18 protein-coding genes are annotated in these 19,686 nt (G+C 61.8%); 8 read left to right on the top strand and 10 right to left on the bottom strand.

What is annotated here, in order from left to right:
* The first annotated feature begins 160 nt into the window (after positions 1 to 160).
* Positions 161 to 2,698 carry an arylsulfatase gene (locus FFI89_RS14490; protein WP_138837603.1) on the top strand — a complete coding sequence of 846 codons (2,538 nt, stop codon included), beginning with the start codon at positions 161 to 163 and terminating at the stop codon, positions 2,696 to 2,698.
* Complete coding sequence (locus FFI89_RS14485; RefSeq protein WP_246669462.1) at positions 2,695 to 2,988, top strand: hypothetical protein; 294 nt, start codon at positions 2,695 to 2,697, stop codon at positions 2,986 to 2,988. Before FFI89_RS14490 ends, FFI89_RS14485 begins: the two co-directional genes overlap by 4 nt.
* 35 nt (positions 2,989 to 3,023) lie before the next feature.
* Here FFI89_RS14485 and FFI89_RS14480 read toward each other — a convergent pair whose 3' ends face one another.
* Positions 3,024 to 6,518 carry an indolepyruvate ferredoxin oxidoreductase family protein gene (locus tag FFI89_RS14480; protein ID WP_138837601.1) on the bottom strand — a complete coding sequence of 1,165 codons (3,495 nt, stop codon included), beginning with the start codon at positions 6,516 to 6,518 and terminating at the stop codon, positions 3,024 to 3,026.
* A 309-nt stretch (positions 6,519 to 6,827) separates the two neighbouring features.
* On the opposite strand from FFI89_RS14480, the gene FFI89_RS14475 reads away from it, so the two are divergent.
* Entirely contained in the window at positions 6,828 to 8,060 is a 1,233-nt protein-coding gene (locus tag FFI89_RS14475; protein ID WP_138837599.1) for a cytochrome c, read from the top strand.
* A gap of 8 nt (positions 8,061 to 8,068) precedes the next feature.
* Here FFI89_RS14475 and FFI89_RS14470 read toward each other — a convergent pair whose 3' ends face one another.
* Positions 8,069 to 8,710: a trimeric intracellular cation channel family protein gene (locus FFI89_RS14470; protein ID WP_138837597.1), complete on the bottom strand. Its 642-nt coding sequence runs from the start codon at positions 8,708 to 8,710 to the stop codon at positions 8,069 to 8,071.
* 140 nt (positions 8,711 to 8,850) lie between these two features.
* Between FFI89_RS14470 and FFI89_RS14465 the strand changes: the two genes are divergently transcribed.
* Entirely contained in the window at positions 8,851 to 9,285 is a 435-nt protein-coding gene (locus FFI89_RS14465; protein WP_138837595.1) for a hypothetical protein, read from the top strand.
* Positions 9,286 to 9,359: 74 nt separating this feature from the next.
* Here FFI89_RS14465 and FFI89_RS14460 read toward each other — a convergent pair whose 3' ends face one another.
* The 3 genes from FFI89_RS14460 to FFI89_RS14450 all read right to left on the bottom strand — a co-directional run bounded on the left by FFI89_RS14460 (position 9,360) and on the right by FFI89_RS14450 (position 11,424).
* The gene (locus FFI89_RS14460) at positions 9,360 to 10,220 is read right to left on the bottom strand and encodes an alpha/beta fold hydrolase (protein WP_246669461.1); all 861 of its coding nucleotides are present in this window, start codon (positions 10,218 to 10,220) and stop codon (positions 9,360 to 9,362) included.
* Positions 10,221 to 10,225: 5 nt separating this feature from the next.
* Positions 10,226 to 11,047 carry an oxaloacetate decarboxylase gene (locus tag FFI89_RS14455; RefSeq protein ID WP_138837593.1) on the bottom strand — a complete coding sequence of 274 codons (822 nt, stop codon included), beginning with the start codon at positions 11,045 to 11,047 and terminating at the stop codon, positions 10,226 to 10,228.
* A gap of 68 nt (positions 11,048 to 11,115) precedes the next feature.
* On the bottom strand, positions 11,116 to 11,424 hold the full coding sequence (locus tag FFI89_RS14450; RefSeq protein WP_138837591.1) for an NIPSNAP family protein: 309 nt from the start codon (positions 11,422 to 11,424) through the stop codon (positions 11,116 to 11,118).
* A gap of 197 nt (positions 11,425 to 11,621) precedes the next feature.
* Between FFI89_RS14450 and FFI89_RS14445 the strand changes: the two genes are divergently transcribed.
* Positions 11,622 to 12,320, top strand: coding sequence for a metalloregulator ArsR/SmtB family transcription factor (locus tag FFI89_RS14445; protein WP_138837589.1), 699 nt, complete (start codon positions 11,622 to 11,624; stop codon positions 12,318 to 12,320).
* A 193-nt stretch (positions 12,321 to 12,513) separates the two neighbouring features.
* On the top strand, positions 12,514 to 12,750 hold the full coding sequence (locus FFI89_RS14440) for a GCG_CRPN prefix-to-repeats domain-containing protein (protein ID WP_138837587.1): 237 nt from the start codon (positions 12,514 to 12,516) through the stop codon (positions 12,748 to 12,750).
* Positions 12,751 to 12,823: 73 nt separating this feature from the next.
* Here the strand turns inward: FFI89_RS14440 and FFI89_RS14435 are convergent, their stop codons facing one another.
* Entirely contained in the window at positions 12,824 to 13,165 is a 342-nt protein-coding gene (locus FFI89_RS14435; RefSeq protein WP_138837585.1) for a twin-arginine translocation signal domain-containing protein, read from the bottom strand.
* 278 nt (positions 13,166 to 13,443) lie between these two features.
* On the opposite strand from FFI89_RS14435, the gene FFI89_RS14430 reads away from it, so the two are divergent.
* The gene (locus tag FFI89_RS14430; protein ID WP_168213157.1) at positions 13,444 to 14,637 is read left to right on the top strand and encodes a glycerophosphodiester phosphodiesterase family protein; all 1,194 of its coding nucleotides are present in this window, start codon (positions 13,444 to 13,446) and stop codon (positions 14,635 to 14,637) included.
* Between the two features lie 153 nt (positions 14,638 to 14,790).
* Here FFI89_RS14430 and FFI89_RS14425 read toward each other — a convergent pair whose 3' ends face one another.
* Entirely contained in the window at positions 14,791 to 15,489 is a 699-nt protein-coding gene (locus tag FFI89_RS14425; protein WP_138837581.1) for a glutathione S-transferase family protein, read from the bottom strand.
* A 441-nt stretch (positions 15,490 to 15,930) separates the two neighbouring features.
* Between FFI89_RS14425 and FFI89_RS14420 the strand changes: the two genes are divergently transcribed.
* A complete protein-coding gene (locus FFI89_RS14420) occupies positions 15,931 to 16,908 on the top strand; it encodes a tripartite tricarboxylate transporter substrate binding protein (RefSeq protein WP_138839269.1) in 978 nt (325 codons plus the stop codon).
* A 416-nt stretch (positions 16,909 to 17,324) separates the two neighbouring features.
* On the opposite strand, the gene FFI89_RS14415 is transcribed toward FFI89_RS14420, so the two are convergent.
* The 3 genes from FFI89_RS14415 to FFI89_RS14405 all read right to left on the bottom strand — a co-directional run bounded on the left by FFI89_RS14415 (position 17,325) and on the right by FFI89_RS14405 (position 19,677).
* The gene (locus FFI89_RS14415; RefSeq protein WP_138837579.1) at positions 17,325 to 18,302 is read right to left on the bottom strand and encodes a dienelactone hydrolase family protein; all 978 of its coding nucleotides are present in this window, start codon (positions 18,300 to 18,302) and stop codon (positions 17,325 to 17,327) included.
* 22 nt (positions 18,303 to 18,324) lie between these two features.
* On the bottom strand, positions 18,325 to 18,588 hold the full coding sequence (locus tag FFI89_RS14410) for a hypothetical protein (protein WP_138837577.1): 264 nt from the start codon (positions 18,586 to 18,588) through the stop codon (positions 18,325 to 18,327).
* Between the two features lie 147 nt (positions 18,589 to 18,735).
* Positions 18,736 to 19,677 (bottom strand): LysR family transcriptional regulator, encoded by a 942-nt coding sequence (locus FFI89_RS14405; protein ID WP_168212889.1) that lies wholly within the window; start codon positions 19,675 to 19,677, stop codon positions 18,736 to 18,738.
* Between the last annotated feature and the right edge of the window lie 9 nt (positions 19,678 to 19,686).

The raw sequence follows: 19,686 nt of genomic DNA, 5'->3' as shown, positions 1-19,686 counted from the left end.
AATTGCATAGCGCGAGCCCAGCGGCCCTTATAATGTTCTGCCTGTCCAAGGCGCGTGCCTGTCCAAGGCGCGGTTTGATCTGCGTCAATGTCGACGCGCTCAAGGCAGTCATGCCTCAAACTTCGCTGGTGCCTTTATAATATGGCCACGGGAGCTTTCCATGAAAATCAGCCGCAGCGTGCTTGCGGGTGCGAGTCTTCTCGCCCTAAGTTGTGTCTCGGCATTGGCGCAGCAGGCCACAGGTGTTCCAGGTTCGCCCGGCGCAACGACGACAATCGACGGCAGGCAGCTTCCGCCGCCTGATCCCGCGTTCGGCGGGGTAATCAAGGAGAAGGCCTCGGAGTCGACGGCGTGGTGGGCGCCGCGCGTCGTGCCGCCGAAGGGCGCGCCCAACGTGTTGCTCATTATGACTGATGATTGCGGCTTCGGTGCGCCCGGCACATTCGGCGGTGTCGTTCCGACGCCGGCGCTGGATCGCATCGCGGCGCAGGGGCTGCGCTATACCAATTTCCACTCCACGGCGCTCTGCTCACCGACGCGGGCAGCGATCATCACGGGCCGCAACCATCACTCGGTTGGCTTCGGCGTGGTGGGTGAGGTCTCAACAGGTTTTCCGGGTTACGACTCAATCATCCCGATTGAAAAAGGCACCATCGGCACGATCCTGAAGGCGAATGGATATGCGACGTCGTGGTTCGGCAAGGATCACAACACGCCATCGTACCAGTCGAGCCAAGCCGGGCCGTTCAATCAGTGGCCGACCGGCATGGGCTTCGATTATTTCTATGGCTTCGTCGGCGGCGACGCCAGCCAGTGGCAGCCAAATCTGTTCCGCAACACCACGGCCATCTATCCGTTCCAGGATAATCCCAAGTGGAATCTGGAGACGGCGATGGCCGACGACGCCATCCAGTACATGAAGCAACTCAAGGAGCTTGCACCCGACAAGCCGTTCTTCGTCTACTACGTACCGGGCGGCACCCACGCGCCGCATCATCCGACGCCAGAGTGGATCAAGAAGATCGGCGACATGCACTTGTTCGACCAGGGCTGGAACAAGGTGCGGGAGACGATCTTCGCCAACCAGAAACGGTTGGGCATCATGCCTGAGAACGCCAAGCTGACCGCTTGGCCCAAGGAACTTCCGGAATGGAGTTCCCTCGGCGAGATTGAAAAGAAGCTCTTCATCAAGCAGGCCGATGTCTACGGGGCCTACCTCGCATATACCGACAACGAGATCGGTCGCGTGATCCAGGCCGTCGAAGACATGGGCCAGCTCGACAACACGCTGATCATCTACATCAGCGGCGATAATGGCGCGAGCGCGGAAGGCATGCTCAACGGCACGCCGAATGAGTTCACCACGTTCAATGGCGTCCCCGTGCCGGTGAAGGCCCAGTATCTCTGGTACCCATTCTGGGGATCAGACAAGACGTTCCCGCACTTTGCGGCGCCTTGGGCGTGGGCGATGAGCACGCCTTTCAAATGGGTGAAGCAGGTGGCCTCGCACTTCGGCGGGACCGCGCAGGGCATGGCTATCTCTTGGCCCGGCCACATCAACGACGTGGGCGGCATCCGCCGCCAGTTCCACCACGTCATCGACATCGTGCCGACCATTCTGGAGGCGACGGACATTCCGCAACCCGAAACGGTCAACGGCATCAAGCAAATCCCCATTGAGGGAGTAAGCATGAAGTACACGTGGGACAAGACGAATGCCAACGCGCCGACCCAGCATTCGACGCAGTACTTCGAGATGCTCGGCAATCGCGCGATCTATCAGGACGGGTGGGTAGCGGCCACGACACCGGCTACGCTGCCGTGGGAGCTGAGCACCGCGCCGCCGCCGGACGTGATCACCGGTTACAAGTGGGAGCTTTACAACGTTGGCGAGGACCCCACCCAGTCCAACGATCTGGCCGCCAACATGCCGGACAGGCTCAAGCAGATGCAAGCTGTCTTCTATTCGGAGGCCGCCAAATATAACGTGCTGCCGCTCGACAACTCCTCGCTCGCGCGCTGGAATACGCCACGTCCGAGCCTGACTGCCGGGCAAACGGTTTTCACGTATTCGGGCGAGCTGTCCGGCGTGCCGGCCAGCGCTGCGCCGAGCATTCTGAACAAGTCCTACACGATCACCGCTGAAGTCGAGATTCCCAGTGGCGGTGCGGAAGGCATGATCGTCACCGAAGGCGGGCGCTTCGGCGGCTACGGCCTGTTCCTGAGCAAGGGCGTGGCGGGCATCCGCAGCGGCAAGCCCGTGTTCCTCTACAACCTGCTCAACCTCAAGCGCACGATCTGGTCAGGACCGGAGTTGAGCGCGGGCAAGCACACCATCGTCTTCGACTTCAAGTCGGATGGTCCGGGCCTAGCCAAGGGCGGAACAGGCGTGCTCACCGTGGACGGCAAGGAGGTGGACAAGAAATCCATGAAGCAGACCACGCCGATCACCTTCCCGGAGGACGAAACTTTCGACGTCGGCCTGGATACCCGCAGCGGAGTGGCAATGCTGGAGTATCGCTACGACCCGCCGTTCAAGTTCACAGGCAAGATCAACAAGCTGACGTTCAAGCTCGAACCGGAGCTCAAGGAACCGGCGCAAGCCAGGGCAGAACTGGGACCTACGCCGGCGCCGGAGCCGGATCCCATTGAAGAGTCGAAGCCTCAAAAGCCAGCCGCGAACGTCGGTAAAAAATGAAAAGCGCACTGGCGTTCGCCGCCATCGGGGAAGCTGCGACGGGATTGGCGCTGCTGATCGCTCCGTCACTGGTTGGCCAGTTGTTGCTGGGTGAGCAGCTTTCCGGCGTCGCAACGCCGGTCGCGCGTGTGGCCGGCATGGCGCTGATTGCGCTGGGGATCGCCTGCTGGCCAGGGTGGCCGCCAATCCTGAGCATGCTGATTTACAGCGCTCTGGTTACGCTATATTTTGCAAACGGATACAGGGTGATGTCCGACCTAAGTCCGTCATCTAAACGACAGCGGACCTGACGATCTGCTACGAGCCCCCATGAGGGTCAGCCGCCCTACTCCGCTGCGATCTGGCGCGGCGCCGGCGGCGGGTTGACGAGGTCGGCGGCCAGTTGCGCGTAGCGCACTTTCGCCTCCTGCACCGCCTTCTCCTTCACCGGGCCATAGCCGCGGATGCGATCCGGCAGCGACAGCAGTTCGATGGCGGTGTCCAGATTGACCGGCGACAGCAGGCCCAGCACGGTCGCGACATCCTTCTCGTAGCCTGCGATCAGGTCGCGCTCCAGCCTGCGGTCGGGGCTGTAGGCGAACACGTCGAACGGCGTGCCGCGCAGCACCTTCAGCTTCGCGAGTATCTTGAACAGCGGCATCATCCAGGAAGCGCCGAAGGCGCGCTTGCCCGGCCGCCCCTGCGCGTCGGGTTTGCCGGCAAGCATCGGCGCCGCGAGATTGAAGGAGAGCTTGAAGTCGCCTTCGAACTGGTCGCGGAGCTGCTTTTCGAACCGGCCGTCGGTGAACAGCCGCGCCACTTCGTACTCGTCCTTGTAGGCGAGCAGTTTGGCGTAGTTGATCGCGACCGCCCTCGGCAGTTCGTCGCCGAAGCCGCCGTTTGAGGCGGCATTGCGCACCTGCGTCACCGCGTTGCGGTAGCGGTCGGCGAGTTTCGCGTCCTGATACTCGGTCAAGAGCGCGCTGCGGTGCGCGATGATCTCGTCGAGCGACATCGCGTCCAGCGTCTTTGGCGCAACGGTCTCGTCCTGGTCTTTCATCATGGCGACGAGTCGCGCCGGATCGTGCGCGGCGAGACGGCCGAGCTGGAACGCCTGCGTGTTCATCTTGATCGCCACGCCGTTGACTTCAATCGCCTGCTCGATCGCCTTTGCCGACAGCGGCAGCAGCCCCTTCTGATAGGCAAACCCCATCATCATCATGTTGGTGGCGATGGAGTCGCCGAGCAGCACTTCAGCGGGCTTGGTGAAATCGAAGAAGGACGAATCCTTGCGCAACGCGGTCTCGAGGACGTTGTTGACGTTGCGAGCCTGGAAGTTGAAATCGCGATTGAGGATGAAGTCCGCGATCGGAATCAAATGGGTGTTGATGATCCCGGTGGTGCGGCTGGATTCGCAGAGCGTGATGGTTTCCTTGGCGACCGCCACCACTTCATCGGCGGCCAGCACCAGATCAGCGGTACCGGTGACGATGCGCGAACAGGTGACGTCGGCGGTATGTTCGGAGAGGCGGACGTGACTCAGCACCGCGCCGCCTTTCTGGGCGAGGCCAGACATATCGAGGATCATGCTGGCCTTGCCTTCGATATGGGCGGCCATGCCGAGCAGCGCGCCGATCGTCAGCACGCCGGTGCCGCCGACGCCGCCGACAGCAACGTTGTAGGGCCGCTCCAGGGTCGGTCGGGAGGCCGGCTCCGGCAATTCACCGATATCCCCGAGCCCGGCCGGCACGCGGCGGCGCATCTTGCCGCCGTCGATGGTGACGAAGGACGGGCAAAAACCCTTTACGCAGGAATAGTCCTTGTTGCAGGTCGACTGGTTGATGGTGCGCTTGCGGCCCATCTCGGTTTCCAGCGGTTCGACCGAGATGCAGTTCGATTGCACCGAGCAATCGCCGCAGCCTTCGCACACCGCCGGATTGATCATGACGCGCCGCGCCGGATCTTCCAGCAGGCCGCGCTTGCGGCGGCGGCGCTTTTCGGCGGCGCAGGTCTGCACGAACACGATCGCGGACGCGCCCTTGACCTTGCGCAGCGTCTTCTGGACGGTGTCGAGTTCGTCGCGATGCGCGACCTTGACGCCCGGCGCGATATCGGAAGCCGGATAGGCGTCAGGAGTTTCCGAGACCAGATAGATTTCGCGGATGCCTTCGGAGTGAAGCTGGAAGGTGACCTGCTGCGGCGACAATTCGCCGTCGACATGCTGGCCGCCGGTCATCGCGGTGGCGTCGTTGTAGAGGATTTTGTAGGTGATGTTGGCGCCCGACGAGACCGCCTGACGGATCGCGAGGCTGCCGGAGTGGAAGTAGGTGCCGTCGCCGAGGTTGGCGAACACATGCTCTTCCTTGGTGAACGGCGCTACGCCGACCCACGGTACGCCCTCGCCGCCCATATGGGTGAAGGTCTCGGTCGAGCGGTCCATCCACAGCGCCATGAAGTGGCAACCGATGCCGGCGAAGGCGCGGCTGCCTTCAGGCACTTTTGTCGAGGTGTTGTGCGGGCAGCCCGAGCAGAAATACGGCGTGCGCGTAATCGGCGCCACCGCCTGCATTTGCGTGGCCTCCCGGCCGTTGAACCAGTCGGCCTTGGCGCGCAGCATCGCCGCGATTTCGGGGTTGAGATTCAGTCGAAGCAGGCGCTCCGTGAGCGAGCTCGCCAGCGACGCCACGCTCAACTCTGCCGCAAAGGGCAGGAAGCGCTTGTCGTGATCGTCCATCTTGCCGATGATGCGCGGACGAACGTCGTCGCGCCAGTTGAACAGCTCCTGCTTGACCTGATTTTCGACGATCTCGCGGCGTTCTTCGATGATGAAGATCTCTTCAAGCCCGACGGCGAATTCACGTACACCCTGCGGCTCCAGCGGCCAGGGCATGCCGATCTTGTAAAGCCGCAGACCGATCTTGGCGGCGACCTCCGGCGTGACGCCGAGTTCGCGCAGCGCCTGGCGGATGTCCTCATAGCTCTTGCCTGACGCCATGATGCCGTAACGGGCATTCGGCGAATCCATGGTGATGCGGTTGACCTTGTTGGCGCGGGCAAAGGCGATCGCGGCAAAGCCCTTGTAGTCCTGCAGGCGGCGGTCCTGTTCAAAGCGGTCGTCGGGCCAGCGCAGGTTGAGGCCGCCCAGCGGCATTTCGAAATCGGTCGGAATGACGAAGGGCGTCATCTCGTCGGTCAGGTCGATCTCGGCGGTGGTTTCCACCGTCTCGGTGATCACCTTCATGCCGACCCAGCAGCCGGAGTAGCGCGACATCGCGATACCCAAGAGGCCCATCTCGATCATTTCATGAATGCTGGAGGGGTAGAGATAGGGCATCAGCGCCGACATGAAGGCGTGGTCGGACTGATGCGGCACCGTGGAGGATTTGGCGCCGTGGTCGTCGCCGGCCAGAACCAACACGCCGCCGTTTTTTGCCGAACCTGCCGTATTGCCGTGGCGAAAGACGTCGCCGCAGCGGTCGACGCCGGGGCCCTTGCCGTACCAGATGCCGACCACGCCATCATACTTGGCGCCGGGCGAGAGGTTGAGCTGCTGCGAGCCCCAGACCGCGGTTGCCGCGAGGTCTTCGTTCACGCCGGGCTGGAACTTGATGTTGTACTGTTCGAGATGCTTGCGGGCGGCGAAAAGCTGCTGGTCGTAGCCGCCGAGCGGCGAACCGCGGTACCCGGAGATAAAGCCTGCCGTGTTCAGCCCCGCGGCACGGTCGCGCCGGATTTGCGCCATCGGCAGGCGGACCAGCGCCTGAATGCCGGTCAGGAAGACGTGGCCGGAGCCTTGGGTGTACTTTTGATCGAGACTGATCGGACCCTGGTTGATTCCCATTTTGCCCTCTTTGCCACCCTCTAAATCTTGATCACGACGACAAGTCTTGATCGCGACGACCACTTTTTTAGCTAGTCATCTGAATTCGTTAGAACCAGTCTATGTCGGATTTTCCGCGTCCTGCACTACAAATCTGGGCAACAAGGCCCCGCTTTCAAAGATCGCAATTTCGTGCCGGGAATAATGGTGTCCATTTTCGGTTTGTGTCGTTCGGGAGCCCCGGCGCGAAATGGCGTGGCGTCCCCGCCCCGCTCGCTTTCCCGCTATAACGCCCGAAGAGGTCCATTGGTGCAGGCACGACATCGGAAAATGCGCGCGATTCTCCTGAAGTCTGTTTTGGGGCTTCTGTTGTGCAGTGCGTTCGCGTCCGGCGAATGCTTCGCGAACGCCCAGGCCGACATCGCCGCCGAACAGGTCGCGCGCGGCAAGGCGCTGACCGATGCCGGCGACTGCGCGAGCTGCCATACCGCTGACGCCGCCAAACCGTTTGCGGGGGGAAAACGGATCGACACGCCGTTCGGCGGCATTTATTCGCCCAACCTGACGCCGGACCGCGATACTGGCCTCGGTGGATGGAGTGACGACGACTTCTATCGCGCGCTCCGCTTCGGCGTGGCGCCCGATGGCTCGCGCTATTACCCGGCCTTCCCCTATCCGAATTTTACCAGGCTCACCCGCCAGGACATCGGTGCGATCCGGGCCTATCTGGCGACGCTGACGCCGGTGAAGAACTCCCCACCGCCGCCGGAACTGCGCTGGCCGCTGAATTATCGCGTCCTGATGCGCGGCTGGAACTGGCTGTTCTTCAAGCCCGGCATCGTGATGCCCGATCAGCAGAAGAGCGCTGAATGGAATCGCGGCCGCTACCTGGTCGAAGGCGCCGGCCATTGCGGCGCCTGCCACACTCCGAAGAACATATTTGGGGCCGACAAACGCGGGCAGGCTTTTGGCGGCGGGGTTGTGCAAGGCATGTTCGCGCCGCGGCTCGATGCCGCCGAGCGCAGCGGGCTGAAATCCTGGAGCGTCGACGACATCGCCGAATATCTGCAGAGCGGACGCAACGGCCGCAGCCATGCCGGCGAACTGATGTCGGAGGTCGTGGTCAATTCGACCTCGAAAATGAGCGACGCCGACGTCCGATCGATTGCCGTCTATCTGAAGGATTTGCCGGCCGGCGTGCCGGAGCCCGCGGTGAGCGCGCCGCCGCCGGCCGCGATGGCCAACGGCGAGAAACTTTACAAGGGTGCCTGCATCGCCTGCCACGAGGCCGATGGCTCGGGCGCGCCGCGAATCTATCCGCCGCTGCCCGACAACGCCAACCTGCAATCATCCGACGCCGCGAGCGCGCTGCGTGTCATTCTCGACGGCGCCCAGACCGTGACCACGCCGCGCGCGCCCAACAAGGGATCGATGCCGGCCTATGCCGCCAAGATGACCGATCAGGAGATCGCCGACGTCACCACCTATATCCGCAACGCCTGGGGCAACGCCGCGCCGGCGGTGACGGCGGAGCAGGTCGCGAAGGCGCGCAAGACCAGATAGCGTGGCGCTCAGCGCTGGTCGCCGCCAAAGACGAATTTCGGCATTTCCCATTTGTAGCGGATTGCCAATAGCCGCAGCGTCAGGCCAAACGCGAAGGTCAGCGCTGTCCAGAGTTCGTCATTCAGCTTGAATCCGAAGGCGGTGGCGTAGAACAGTCCGGTGACAACCGAGACACTGGCGTAGAGCTCCGAGCGAAACAGCAGCGGCACGTCGTTGCAGAGGATGTCGCGCAGCACACCGCCGGCGCAGCCGGTGATCATGCCCGCCACGATCACAATCGGCAGCGATGCGTTGACCTGCCAGGCGACATCGCAGCCGGCCATCGTGAACACGACAAGCCCGATCGCATCCAGCACCAGAAACGCAAGGTTCAACCGGTGCACGATGCGGGCGACCAGGATGGTCACGAACGCGGCGATCGCCGTCAGCGCGAGGTAGGACGGGTTTTGCACCCAGACCAGCGGATAGTGGCCAAGCAGCACGTCGCGAATGGTGCCGCCGCCGAGCGCCGTAATGCAGCCCAGCATGCAGACGCCGGCCCAGTCCATGCTGCGTCGCCCCGCCGCCAGCGCGGCCGTCATCGCCTGCGCGGTCAAGGCCACATAGGACAGCAGATGCAGAACGGTATCGCTGGGCGGCAGGTTCCACATGACAACCTCATGGAGACGGGACTGGAACCCGGGAATCACCGGTTCCATTATCAACGGGTTGCAAGATAGGCGCGGAACATCCGCGCGCGCCAGCCATTGTCCTCGCGCTTAGCTTTGGGACGCTAACGGAGGACATCTTCATGGCATACCAACCCAACCTGAACGATCCCTACCGCGCCGGCCTGAGCGACGACGAATTCCGCCGTCAGGCCCGCCTGAACAGTCTCGACAACGAGTTGCCGCCCGATCTGGAACTCACCGACGGCCGCGCCAGCGGCGGCAAGGTCGCGGCATTCGCGATTGCGATCGCGGTGGTGCTGGGCGCGGTGTTCTATGGCTTGAACAATACCAGCGTGAACAACGCCGGTACTTCGGAAACCACCAAGACCGCGCAGACGAAGCCGGCACCATCCACCGCGCCTCCGGGCATGCGTGACGTGACGCCGAAGGCCAACAGCGAATCCGGCATGACCACCGGTGCGGCGCCGTCCCGTCCGTCGACGCCCGTTCCGGCCAATCCGGACATGAACAAGACGGCCTCTCCCCCGGCCGATAGCACGCCTTCGGCCAAGTAACGGCCGGGGCGCCGACGGATAGCGCAGCGGGCACCTGCCCGCTGCGTTTTTTTATGTGGCGCGGCGCTTTCCACTCAGGGCTTCGGCAGTTTGCCGATCCACGTTACGATCGCATCGGTGACAGCGGCCGGTTGCTCCGGTATCAGCGCGTGACTGGCATTCGGGATCACCACGATCTCCGCGCGCTCGCCAAACTCTTCCCTGATCTCGTTCATCATGCGGCGTGGCTTGAACGGATCGAGTTCGGCCTGCACGTCGAGCAGCGGCGCCTTGCCGGCGGGCCACCACTCCGACTGTGTGGTGGCGCGGCCGGCCGCGAACTGCGATTCGTCGACTTCGGGATGCCAGCCCGTCAACCACACACGTGCGTCATGGCCCGGTGCAAAGAACGCCATGCGCAGCGCCTCCAGCCGCTCGGCTTCGGGTCGCGACAGGTCGCCGGCCTTCCTGACCGCGTCGGACAATTCCTTGGCGCCGGCAAATCCGGCCGGATAGGCTTTTGCGGCCGCGGCGACGATCACCACCCCGCGCACCAATTCGGGATAGTCGGTCGCCGTCATGCGTCCGACCCAATTGCCGAAGGCGTGCCCGACGATGACCGCAGGCGCATTGCCTTCGTGCCGGATCACGGCGGCGATATCGCCCGCGAAATCGTGCAGTGTGAGATTCCGCATCGGACCATGGCTGTCGCCCGCCCCGCGTGGCTGCGGCCGCAACACGCGAAAGCCAGCTTTCGCGATTCCGGCGGCGAGGTCGTCGAAATCGAAGGAGTCACGGCCGCGCCCGGGCAACAGCACCACCAGCAGACCGCTGCCCTCGGCAATGACATCGATGCGCACGTCATCATGGGTCACGATTTCCCGCGCGCGCTCGGCCTGTGCGGCCGGAGCCGACAGCATCACCAGACAGAGGCTGGCGAGAACCCGTTTGCGCAACCGCATCACTGGCCGGAGAACATCTTGTTGAGTTCGCCGCCGGGATAGCCGTTGGCGAGCTCCGTGAACGTGCCCTTGTCCGCCATCTCGCGTGCCGCCTTCATGAAGCCGCCCCAGGCCGAGCGCGCCAGCGAACCGCCGACGCTGATGCGGCGAACGCCGAGATCGCCGGCTTCCTTCAGCGACAGGCCGGACGCGCCGATCAGCAAATTGACCGGTTTTGGCGCGACAGCCTTCACGATCGCGGCGATGTCTTCCCTGGTCTTGATGCCCGGCGCATAAAGGCAATCGGCGCCGGCCTCGGAATAGGCGTTGAGCCGTTCGATCACGAAGCCAAGGTCCGGCTTTCCGACCAGATAGGCCTCGCAGCGGCCGGTCAGCATCACATTGCTTTTGTCGGCGTCGATTGCCTCGCGCGCCGCCTTGATGCGCTCGACGGCCAGCGCAAAATCATACAGCGGCTTGACGGCATCGCCGGTGGAATCCTCGATCGACAATCCCGCGACGCCGGTCTTGACGCCGCCGATGACATTGACGCCGACTTTGTCGGGCTCGTGGGCAAAGCCGCCCTCGAAATCGGCGTTGACGGGAAGGTCGACCGCGGCGCACAGCGCGGTGAGATGATCGCAGACCTCGTCAACGGTGACGCGGTTGTCGGCTTTCGCAATGGTCCAGGCAAAGCCGGCGCTGGTCGACGCCAGCGCCTTGAAACCGAGATGCTGCAGCGCGCGGGCGCTGCCGACATCGAACGGGTTCGGGATGATGAAGCATCCGCTTTCGTGCAGCTTGCGGAACGCGGCGCGCTTGTCCGCTGTCGTGACCGGCATGGTTTCTCTCCCTGTCTTGTTCGTCTGTGAGGATAGCGGCGCGCAGCGTTAAACGCCAGCGCCAGGCCTCAGGCCGTCACCTGCCGCAAAAATGTCCGCTCTTCGGCGAGAATGAATTTGTTTTCCTCGGCGAAATTGAAATTCGCCATGCCTTCCTTGTCGGCGCGCAGCCGCGCCCGGTAACTCTCATAGGCAGCCAGACTGTCGAACGAGATCAGCGCAAACGCGATGTTGTTGGTGCCTTCATGCGGCATCCAGTAGCCCTGGAGATCGCCGCCGCATTTCGGGATAATGCTGAGCCAGCTCTTCGAATACTGTTCGAACATCGCCCGCTTGAACGGATCGATCTGGTAACGGATGAAAACGGTGACGGCCATTGGGTAGCTCCTGTGCCTGTTCGCCGTCATTGCGAGCGCAGCGACCTGTCCGCCGTAGCTCAACGAGCGAAGGCGGAAGCAATCCATGCTGCCGCGAAGCAAGTAAGGATTGCTTCGTCGCTGCGCTCCTCGCAATGACGAACTCGACACCAACATACCCGCTTGATCGTCGTCGATGCTTCGGCTAACATCGAACTATGAAAGCAGGTCCCGATATCGCCATGGTCGCCTCGCTGGTCGGCGACCCCGCGCGCTCCAACATGCTGACCGCGCTGATGACCGGCCGCGCGCTGACGGCGAGCGAGCTGGCGCATCAGGCCGGCATCACGCCGCAGACCGCGAGTTCGCATCTCGCCAAGCTCGAGGCCGGCGGCCTGATCGAGCCGGAGAAACAGGGGCGTCACCGCTACTACCGCCTCACCGGCCCCGATGTCGCCAGCGTGCTGGAAGGGCTGGCGGGCCTCGCCGAGCGCGCCGGCCACACCCGCGTCCGCACCGGGCCGACGGAGCCGGCGCTGCGCCGCGCGCGGATCTGCTACGACCACCTCGCCGGCGACCTCGGCGTGCAGATGCTCGACAGCATGCGAAAGCAGAAACTGGTGCGGCAGAGCAAGCAGGCGATCGAACTCACCGGCGAAGGCAAGCGCTTCATGGCGAAGGCGCTGCAGATCGACGCCGACATGCTGGCCCACCCGCGCCGTCCGGTGTGCAAGGCCTGCCTCGACTGGAGCGAGCGCCGTCATCACCTCGCCGGCACGCTCGGCGCCGCCGTCATGAACCGCTTCACCGAACTGAACTGGGCCGCGCGCGATCCCGCGCCCGGCAGCCGCGTGGTCAATTTCACCCGCACCGGCGAAAAGCGATTCGCGGCGCTGTTCGGGGCAAGCGCGGAATAAGCGTTTTCAGAATACAACCGTCGGCCTCGTCCGGTTATTTTAACGCTTTTTCGTGACGCAAACGCGTATCCGTTGCGCAGTGACAATTCGCTCGTTGCCGGGCGAATTGGAATCGCCAACATTCATTTTCCATTCAGGGTTCCATTACTAGGTTTCGATCAGTGCCGCGCCGCGGTCAAAAACGGGAGAAAACATGAAGTACCTTTTCGCAGCAGTTTTGGTCGCCAGCTCGTTCGCCGGCTTCAGCGCCGCGAATGCCGCGGGCGGATGCGGCCCCGGCTGGCATCGCGGTCCCTATGGCGGATGCCAACCCAATCGCGGCGGTGTGGTCGTCGTCGGGCGGCCCGCCCCGGTCGTGGTGGTACGGCCCGTCGGCCGCGTCTGCCCCTTTGGTTTCGTCTGGGCCTATGGACGCTGCCGTCCGATCTGAGCCCGTCCGCGTCACCTACGAAAAGCCCCGCTCGCGCGGGGCTTTTTTGTGCGTTGCGTGTTGTGGACGCGCGTTACCAGTAACGACGGCGCCAGCGACGGTGCCAGCGGCGGCGATGCCAGCCCCAGTGCCTTCGGCGCCAGCCCCAGTGCCTGCGACGCCAACCCCAGTGGCGACGGCGCCAACCCCAATGACGGCGGTGGCCCCAGTGCCGGCCCCAACGTACTTCCTCCGGCTGCAAGCGATCGACTTCATCGGCTGAGGTGACGGCGGGATGGGCATCCGGATTGGCGGGAAGTTGTCCGCCTTCGGTCAGCGGATGCGGCGTCAAGGGTGCTGCTTGCGCGCTGGCCGCGAGCGCCACCGCTCCAGCCGTGAATCCAATGGCGAGTTTCAGAAAGTGCCGGCGTTCCATGACAATCTCCTCCTCTGCAATCGGGTGATGTGAGAAGGAGAGTTTCGACGCAGCGAAATGAATGTTCGCTGAATTGCGCGTTCAGGTTTGTGGCGCGCGACCTATGCACCGTTTCCTCTAGGATCGTTTCTCGGATGGCACGTCGGCCTTGCCGGCCACCACGCGACCGTCACATGCTCCATGATATAGTGGCCGCACGCCATGCGTCACCGGAGGTTCCACCCATGCCGATCCGCCCTCGCTCCGTTCTGTTGTCCGCGTTCTGGCTCCTGAGCGCGATGCTTCCCACGACGGCACAGACGATCGCGCTGCCGCGCGAGGCGCAGATCGGGCCGCGGCCGTTTTATCTCGTCGACAAGATGAAGGACGGGCCGCTGAAGCAGAAACTCAGCCAGTGCACCGGGCCGTTTCACCGGACCGGTTTCTCCGTCGGCCATCGCGGCGCGGCGCTGCAATTCCCCGAGCACAGCCGGGAGAGCTACCTGGCCGCGGCCCGCATGGGCGCCGGGGTGATTGAATGCGACGTGACGTTTACGAAAGATCGCCAGCTGGTCTGCCGGCATTCGCAATGCGACCTGCACACCACGACCAACATTCTCTCCGTCCCCGCGCTGTCAGCAAAATGCTCGCAAGGTTTCAGCCCGGCCGATCCGGCGACGGGCAAGAAGGCCTCGGCGAAGTGCTGCACCAGCGACATCACGCTCGCCGAATTCAAGTCGCTGACGGCGAAGATGGACGGCTTCAACCCGGACGCCAAAACGCCAGAGGAATACCAGAACGGCACGCCGCGCTGGCGCACCGATCTCTACGCCAACTCCGGCACGCTGATGACCCATGACGAGAGCATCGCGCTGATCAAGAGCCTCGGCGCCAAATTTACACCCGAACTGAAGGCGGCCGAGGTGCCGATGCCGTTCGACGGCGACTACACCCAGGAGAAGTACGCGACGCAGATGCTGCAGGCCTACAAGACATCAGGCATTCCGGCGAGCGACGTGTTTGCCCAGAGTTTCAGCCTGGCCGACATCCTGTTCTGGGTGAAGACCGCACCCGAATTCGCGGCGCAAGCGGTGTATCTCGAGCATCGCTACGAGAAGCGCGGCCTCGATCCCGCCAGGCCTGAGACCTGGAAGCCCTCGATGACGGAACTGAAGGCGCAAGGCGTCAAGATCCTGGGGCCGCCGATCTACGCCATGCTGGCGCTCGACGCCAACGGCGAGATCGTTCCGTCCGAATATGCCAAGGCCGCGAAGGCCGCCGGCCTCGACCTGATCGGCTGGTCGCTGGAGCGCGACGGCCCGCTTAACAAGGGCGGCGGCTTCTATCACTCGTCGGTCAGGTCGGCGATTGACCGCGACGGTGATACGTTGACGGTGCTCGACGTGCTCGCCAAACAGGTCGGCGTCCGCGCCATGTTCTCCGACTGGCCGGCGACGACGACGTTCTATGCGAGTTGCATGGGGATGAAGTGAGGGTGGAATCGCGGCGCTTGGGTCCGCCACGCCTGATGTCCGCTTGCCCGCCCAAAATCAGAAGTCCGGGCGGGCAATCGGGAAGTCCGCTTTGCCCCACACGAACGGACATCGTCAGTCCGTCCGGTCAAGTCCGAAAATGCCAATTTCGGGCTAGGCGGATCGGGATCGCACCGCATTGCCAGCTAAACTGTCGTACAGAAACTGAACCCGCTGCCACCAATCAAATATGGGGCCGTCCGCCGGGAGTAAGCTAAAGCGACTAACACAACTCGGCCACATCAAAGCGGCGGCGACAACGTGGTCGGCATAGCTTGGCTTAGCCCCGCCTAGCCAAAGTTGATTGGATAGCGTTGCGCGGAGCGGGGAAAGCATGACGTTGAATGAGGGAAGACGTAACTCCCTGTCAGCTTGCGCAGCCTCAAGGGTCTTACCAAGGCGCGCCTCTCGGTTCGCACGAAAATAGGGCTGGTCTTCAGAATCGACCGACTGAAAAAGATCGACCACAATCATGGGCAGGATACTCGGTAGAAGAACCGCCTCCGTCCACTCATTGACAAAACGCGCGTGAGCGCGACCTCCGGAACCCGCAAACAGGCTGGGAAGATCGGGGTAGGCGTCTTCTAAATATTCAGCGATAGTCCAACTGTCATGAACGACCTGTTCGCCGTCACAAATCACCGGGACGCGGCCTTGGTTCGGTTGCGGCAAATTTGCCGCTTCGCGGAAACGCCAGGGGACTGTCTCTGCATCTAGTCCCTTATGAGCAAGGGCGAACTTTGTGCGCCAACAACGTGGCGAAAAGCGTAGCGCCGGATCAACCCCAGCGAGGTCATATAACGTGATTGGCATGTTCAACCCCTGACGATGGAAGCTGCCAGTCTAAAAGTCGCGGGCGATTGTAAGGAGCCTAGCACGCAGCGTGCCGCCATTCTGCGGAAGAAATTGACTACCCCGAGCCGTTTTTACAATGTCGGACTTAGCTGACGGGGTCGATGTCCCGGTTGGGTCGATCGCGTCGCTTTGACCGTCGGCCAGCCACTTCCGGTGAAATTTGCGATCAACACCGAATTCGGTCTATATTCCTCTCTCTTGATAATCTTCATATTATAGAACTTTTCGAGAGAACTGCCCTCAAAACGAGAATGTGCCGAACTTCTCGTTTCTATTAATTGGCAGCCTTGATGCCGCCGGCAGGCACGATCCGCACGCAAAAACGACCAATATTGTTGCATTTGCTCGTCCGTCGGGGACGCACAAGCCGCTTCATCGTAGCATTCGGAGAGGGCCGTGATGACACTTCCGCGTCGTCAAGTTCTTGGTTTGGCGGTCAGCGCTATTGGGTTCTCGGCCGTTCCGCGTATCGCACGCGCGCAAGCTTATCCAACTCGGCCGGTCCGGTTGATAGTCGGCGCTCCGCCCGGCGGCCCGAACGATGTCCATGCTCGTCTCATCGGGCAATGGTTGTCGGAGCGTCTCGGCCAACCGTTCATTATTGAGAACCGGGCCGGTGCAGGAACCAACCTGGGTACTGAAGTGGTCGTGCGTGCCCCCGCGGACGGCTATACGCTTCTTTTTGCCAGTTCACCGAACGCAATCAACGCAACGCTCTACAACAATCTCAACTTTGATTTCCTGCGCGACATTGCACCGGTCGCAGGCATGTCGCGTGGACGGCTTGTCATGGCGGTCAATCCGTCGTTTCCGGCCAAGACCGTTCCCGAGTTTATTAGCTATGCCAAAGCAAATCCGAACAAGATCAGCATGGCATCGGCTGGCAATGGGACTCCTCAGCACGTGGCCGGCGAACTGTTCAAGATGATGACCGGGGTGGAGTTGATCCATGTGCCCTATCGCGGAGAGGCTCCTGCCCTCACCGATCTGATTGGCGGCCAGGTCCAGATCATGTTCGGCACCATAGTCGGATTACTCGGATACGTCAGAGCCGGCAAATTGCATCCGCTGGCGGTGACCTCCGCGACGCGCTCGGATGCGCTACCGGACGTGCCAACCGTGGGTGATTTCATATCCGGTTACGAGGTTACCACGTGGGGCGGGATCGGTGCCCCCAAGGGCACGCCGACCGAGATCATCGAAAAGCTGAATGAGGCAATCAATGCAGGGCTGGCAAGCCCCGGCATCAAGGCGCGGTACGCCGACCTCGCCGTTACCGCGTCTCCTGGCACGCCCGCCGAGTTCGGGAGGTACATGGCCGAAGACACCGAAAAGTGGGCCAAGGTTGTAAAGTTCTCGGGCGCCAAGGTGGATTGATCCGAGATACGTTGGCAAACTTGGTCGACGCCTATTACGTCCGCTTTGCCCCTGATATTGTTGCAAAAGTCTTTTTGGGGTGGCGAACAAAAATTCTTAGAGCCACTGAGGCGTTTTACCCGCGGCGGCGTGAGGGACCATATCGTTTCATCCAGGATCGATCACGGGTCTCAGTAGTGGCGCTGAAGAACGACGCAGCAGCAGAGAAGTCCAAAGATCAGCTCTTGCGAGATTTTTGCGGTCATTCGATTTTCGACTTTTGCAACAAAATCTGCCACAGGCAGACATCGTCTCACTCGATCACTTTGTCGGCCCTTGCAAGAAGATTCGGCGGCAAATTGAGGCCGAGCGCTGCTAACACAACTCGGCCACATGAAAACTAGCGAACGCAACGGCTAGTCTAGCCGATGTGCACTCTAGCTGAGCCCGAAGAGCGTCTTCAGAAACTCTATCACCGCTTGTTTGGCGGCAGCCGTTGCTTGAGGATCATATCCGATGTGCGGGTTCAACTCCACGCATGCGTCGTTGTATGTGAATACCTCATTGCTGGACGCATTAACGATAACTCCTGCTGACTCCTCACGAAGTTTGCAATTCCGGACTGTTTGGTTGTCTTTCGCAACGACGGACGATCCAGCTATCAGAGGAACATCAAACGCGTGGTTTGCATTTGGGTATTCTGCAAGAACGATATCTTTGCCGGCCGCCTTGAGTCTTTCGACGAACAACTTGCAGCTCGCGACTGGATTGTAGTCATCCGGCGTGCCGTGGAAGATGCGAACCGGGCGACTGGCTATGTCGGCATCATTTGCATATGTCGTCGAGCAATCTGGATAGAAGGGGATGTAGGCTGCAAGATCGACTCCGGACTTGTTCCACAATTTATGAAAGCGCAGTTCGCTCGCATAGAGAGTTCCTTGGCCCCCACGCGAAAAGCCCATGACAGCGATGCGAGTGGGATCGACACGAGGATGCTTGCCGAGAATTTCAAGCGAGCGATAGACATCGAGCACAGAATTCAATCGTCCTAGCTGCGCCTGGTTTGTGCATGTGGTGGTGATGCCGCGTCCTGTAAACCCATCAATGGCGAAAGTTGAAATGCCTGACGCATTCAGCTCCCTCGACCAAAATTCTATGTTCGAGCCTATTCCCCCACAGCCATGCAGCAATATGACTACAGGCAATCGACCGCTTCCTTGCGCAATTCGGAGTTGCCCGACGAACTGGGTTGCTTTGCCGTTCTCGTCGCCCGTCAGGAATTGTTGATCCGAGATCGTGAGGGAATTGATAGGATGAAATTCAACGCGAGCGGCCAGATACTTGGTTTCTTGTGCGACGGCGGTACTTGTCAGCCCAGCCATCGCGCCCACGAGCGCAACAATCAATTTCCACATGTGGTCCTCCCCAATAGATTTACTATGCGCTAAAATGGCCGACGGCTAATGTTATGGACTGCTTCAGCTTGGTTGCAGCCCCGGCATATCCGCGATGGTAGTCGTAGCCATCATGGGCTTGGCAGGGCTGATGCACAAGCGGCTTGGGCGAGCCAGCCTTGGGATTTGCGTTTCCTGGTAGCACGCTTCGTTCGTGCGCCATCTCTGGAAACCGTTGATAATCGCCAGATGCAAAGCGCGCCTCAAGCAGATCGTGTCGGCCCGGTATCAAGCCATTGTCGTTCAATCCCTGCCTGCCTCGCGATGTCCGACTTGGATCATAAGCGCCGTTTTGAACGACTGCCGATTGCTTCCGGTTTCCAGCCGCCAGTCGCGGCGCACTAGCAGACGTCGTCGCAGGTCGCGGAAGGACCACAAGCGGACCTGCGGTCCATCATTTTTGTTTCGCCATCGGCTTTGCGAGCTCACGGGCGCTATTGATCAGGAGCTGCGCGACCGGGCTGAGTGCGCGATCCCTAAGAGTCACAATTCCGTTTGGCCGACGGGCTACCGGCAATTCCACGGCCAGAATCTTGAGTGCCGGGCCGCTGCTGAGAAATCTCAGCGCTGACGCCGGAAAGAAGGTGATGAAGCGCCCTGTCTCCAACAGACTAACGCGCATATGAGGGGAATCGGTCACCACGGTGGCGCGAGGATAGTCGAGCCCGCTGGCGCGAAAGGTTTTCATTATGATTGATCCGATCACGCTTTCAGCAGGTGGCAGCACCCAACACTCACCCGCCAGCTCGGAAATCTGTATCTTGCGCCGTCGAGCCCACGGGTTCTTCGCGCCGGCCACGACGACGTAGCGATCTTCAAAGAGAAATTCGAAGTCCAGCCGTTCGTCGGTATTGGGGCCCGGGCTTCGCACGATCAGCAGATCAACTCTGCGTTCGGTCAGTTCTCGATGCAGTGGCTCTACATAGCCGGTAACGAGATGGAATGCGATCCGCGGATGGCGCCGCGAGAGCCGATCTATCAGGGCGGAAACGAAGCTTGCCGCCAAAAACTGGGTGGTGCCAATCCGCACTTCCCCGGCGGTAGGATCGGCCAGAAATTCGATGCGCTTCACGCCCTGCCGGAGATCATCGAAGACGGCCACCCCGCAACTCAGCAGGGCGCGACCGCACTCGGTCGGTTCAACTCCTTGCCGGTGGCGATCGAGCAGCCGGACGCCGAGCGCATGCTCAAGATCACCGATCGCTCTCGAAACGTTCGGCTGGGTGGTGTTCAGGATTCGCGCCGCCTTGCCCATGCTGCCCGCCTGCGCCACCGTCATGAGCACGTGCAGATCCTGCAGCTTCATCCGGCTTCCGATGCGATCGCTCATCAGCATGGGCCACCC

Source organism: Bradyrhizobium sp. KBS0727 (genome assembly GCF_005937885.2).
Classification (GTDB): Bacteria; Pseudomonadota; Alphaproteobacteria; order Rhizobiales; family Xanthobacteraceae; genus Bradyrhizobium.
The sequence above is the reverse complement of the archived record's forward strand: the minus strand, read 5'-3'. Positions and strand labels throughout refer to the sequence as shown.

Bases quoted from the DNA above. Each gene is read 5' to 3' on its own strand.
- FFI89_RS14490 (WP_138837603.1), top strand. From the start codon at position 161: ATGAAAATCAGCCGCAGCGTGCTTGCGGGTGCGAGTCTTCTCGCCCTA.
- FFI89_RS14485 (WP_246669462.1), top strand. From the start codon at position 2,695: ATGAAAAGCGCACTGGCGTTCGCCGCCATCGGGGAAGCTGCGACGGGA.
- FFI89_RS14480 (WP_138837601.1), bottom strand. From the start codon at position 6,518: ATGGGAATCAACCAGGGTCCGATCAGTCTCGATCAAAAGTACACCCAA.
- FFI89_RS14475 (WP_138837599.1), top strand. From the start codon at position 6,828: ATGCGCGCGATTCTCCTGAAGTCTGTTTTGGGGCTTCTGTTGTGCAGT.
- FFI89_RS14470 (WP_138837597.1), bottom strand. From the start codon at position 8,710: ATGTGGAACCTGCCGCCCAGCGATACCGTTCTGCATCTGCTGTCCTAT.
- FFI89_RS14465 (WP_138837595.1), top strand. From the start codon at position 8,851: ATGGCATACCAACCCAACCTGAACGATCCCTACCGCGCCGGCCTGAGC.
- FFI89_RS14455 (WP_138837593.1), bottom strand. From the start codon at position 11,047: ATGCCGGTCACGACAGCGGACAAGCGCGCCGCGTTCCGCAAGCTGCAC.
- FFI89_RS14450 (WP_138837591.1), bottom strand. From the start codon at position 11,424: ATGGCCGTCACCGTTTTCATCCGTTACCAGATCGATCCGTTCAAGCGG.
- FFI89_RS14445 (WP_138837589.1), top strand. From the start codon at position 11,622: ATGAAAGCAGGTCCCGATATCGCCATGGTCGCCTCGCTGGTCGGCGAC.
- FFI89_RS14440 (WP_138837587.1), top strand. From the start codon at position 12,514: ATGAAGTACCTTTTCGCAGCAGTTTTGGTCGCCAGCTCGTTCGCCGGC.
- FFI89_RS14435 (WP_138837585.1), bottom strand. From the start codon at position 13,165: ATGGAACGCCGGCACTTTCTGAAACTCGCCATTGGATTCACGGCTGGA.
- FFI89_RS14430 (WP_168213157.1), top strand. From the start codon at position 13,444: ATGCTTCCCACGACGGCACAGACGATCGCGCTGCCGCGCGAGGCGCAG.
- FFI89_RS14425 (WP_138837581.1), bottom strand. From the start codon at position 15,489: ATGCCAATCACGTTATATGACCTCGCTGGGGTTGATCCGGCGCTACGC.
- FFI89_RS14420 (WP_138839269.1), top strand. From the start codon at position 15,931: ATGACACTTCCGCGTCGTCAAGTTCTTGGTTTGGCGGTCAGCGCTATT.
- FFI89_RS14415 (WP_138837579.1), bottom strand. From the start codon at position 18,302: ATGTGGAAATTGATTGTTGCGCTCGTGGGCGCGATGGCTGGGCTGACA.
- FFI89_RS14405 (WP_168212889.1), bottom strand. From the start codon at position 19,677: ATGCTGATGAGCGATCGCATCGGAAGCCGGATGAAGCTGCAGGATCTG.